We start from the raw sequence: 2190 nt of genomic DNA, 5'->3' as shown, positions 1-2190 counted from the left end.
TACAAATGTCAACTAATCTATGTACAAAAACGCTCACTTAATTGTGTATAAAATTACTCACCTTCTGGAGCTAGGTGGTTCTTCAAACGATATGAATTGCCGACGATTGTGACAACTGTTGCGTGATGTAAAATACGATCTAAAATCGCATTGGCTAATTTAGGCTCCTGGAACACTTCGTCCCAGGACTTGAAGTTAACGTTTGTCGTAAAAATAGTGCTACGTTTTTCATAACGCATATCGATTAACTGGAAGAATAGTTTTGCATCCTCCGGATCAATCGGTAAATAACCAATCTCATCAATAATAAGTAACTTATATTTTGTGTAATGCTTCAAACGGCTCTCTAAACGATTTTCTAGGCGAGCCCTTTTTAAGTTTTGAATCAAATCGTGGCATTTCACAAAGTACGTGCTTGTACGTTTTTTTGCAGCTGCGATACCGATTGCCGAGGCTAAATGCGTTTTGCCAACGCCACTTGGACCTAAAAATACAATGTTTTCACTACTTTCAATAAAACGCAGTGTAGTAAAATCATGAATTTGCTGCGGATTTATCGATGGTTGGAAGTCAAAATCAAAATCCTTTATTTCTTTTAAGTTAGGAAATGCGCCCACTTTTACCATCGCATGAATCATATTTTGCTCACGTAAATCAATTTCATAATTTGTTAGCTTAATCAACGTATCAATAAACGATAATTGATTATGAACACTGAAGTCTACCACTTCATCTAGATGTGTGATCATCTGCTTTAATTTTAAATACTCTAGATTCTTTAGAAGCTGCTGATAGTTTGTTTGCTGTATCATGTTTCATACACCTCTCCAATGGCTTTTAGATTATTTTTTGCTAAAGCATCAATATCTGGATAATGAGGTGCAGAAACTTGCAACGTTTCTTTGTAATCCGAAGGACGAATATTTAATTTTCGTTTAGATATAGGATGTTGTGCAATGCACTCCATGTTATAATAAATCCATAATTGATCATCATGTATTTGTATCCCAACTTTTTGCCCAATGTACTTGGTGGGGACTGAATACTGGTTGGCTTTGTAGGATATCATACTTGATGTATTCACTTGTACAAGCTGATGCTTGATACGATAAGAGTTCCTGATTTTTTCTGTTGGTAGCGGAAGAAGGGAGCTCTTTTCTTTTTCTAATGCAAATACAGGTATTTTTCCAGAGCCTTGGTGAAAAGATTGATTAATACGATTCATCAATTTTTCAATAAACTGATATAACTCTTCTAAGGTCAATTGACCTTGATACGCATGGATTTCATCTATAAATTTCATCTGTGTTTCTACTTTACCTTTTGTTCGAGGACGTCCCGCAATACACGGTCTTACCTTGAAATCAAAATCCTTCGCAAATGCTTCGAACCGGCTGTTTACTTTTCCTGAACTATATTCTGTTCGTGGTTCATCCATAATCGTTTTTGGATTATCCGTTACAATTTCTTTTGGAACACCGCCAATTTTTTCAAAAGCTTCTGTTAAAAATGAAAATAAAATATCTTGTGTTTTGCGCAATGTTAGCGTAAAGACACGGAATCGTGAATATCCAAGTACAAGTACACCTACGTTTACTTCTACTTTTTCACCATCACTTGTTTCAAACGGAATACTTTCTTTCCAGTCAAATTGAGCCTGTTGACCAGGTGGAGTTTCAAATCTTGTCGTTCCTTTTGGTGAAGGGATACGTACTTGATCTGTAAAATAAGCTGCGAACTCAGGCGTTTTAGCGATATAGCGACGGAATGTAGAACTACCACACTCTAAGCCATGATTATCCTTCAAATATTGCCAAAGTACACGACGGTAATAAAATACTTGCTTCGAATCTTCTGATAGTAAAGCTGCAATCACTTCATAATAATCATCTATAATAGATGTCTTTTCTTTTGTTCCTTTTGGTGTAAATCCATTTAAGTATTTATCAACAGTACGTCGATCTACACCCATTTCTCTTGCCAACTGACTCTTATTAATTTTCATCTTTAAATTCTCCATTAGCTGTTTGAATTTTGGTAAGTCTGAAAGACTGTTAATCTCAAAATTCGTTTGAACATCTAGCGTTATGTACACACTAATCACCTCATGATTAGTATGCGAGAAAGTGAATCAAAAGTGTACATCTTTAAGTGAGTGCGTTTGTACATGTAGATCTTAGCATTTGTAAT

At 35.4% G+C, this 2190-nt stretch carries 2 protein-coding genes; both read right to left on the bottom strand.

Annotated elements, in window-relative coordinates; genetic code table 11:
* Positions 1–53: 53 nt before the first annotated feature.
* Positions 54–812: an IS21-like element helper ATPase IstB gene (gene istB, locus ABH966_RS26915; protein WP_370083792.1), complete on the bottom strand. Its 759-nt coding sequence runs from the start codon at positions 810–812 to the stop codon at positions 54–56.
* Positions 809–2095 (bottom strand): IS21 family transposase, encoded by a 1287-nt coding sequence (gene istA / locus ABH966_RS26910; RefSeq protein ID WP_370083790.1) that lies wholly within the window; start codon positions 2093–2095, stop codon positions 809–811. Before istA ends, istB begins: the two co-directional genes overlap by 4 nt.
* Between the last annotated feature and the right edge of the window lie 95 nt (positions 2096–2190).

Source organism: Lysinibacillus sp. RC46 (assembly GCF_041262385.1).
Lineage (GTDB): Bacteria > Bacillota > Bacilli > Bacillales_A > Planococcaceae > Lysinibacillus.
The sequence above is the reverse complement of the archived record's forward strand: the minus strand, read 5'-3'. Positions and strand labels throughout refer to the sequence as shown.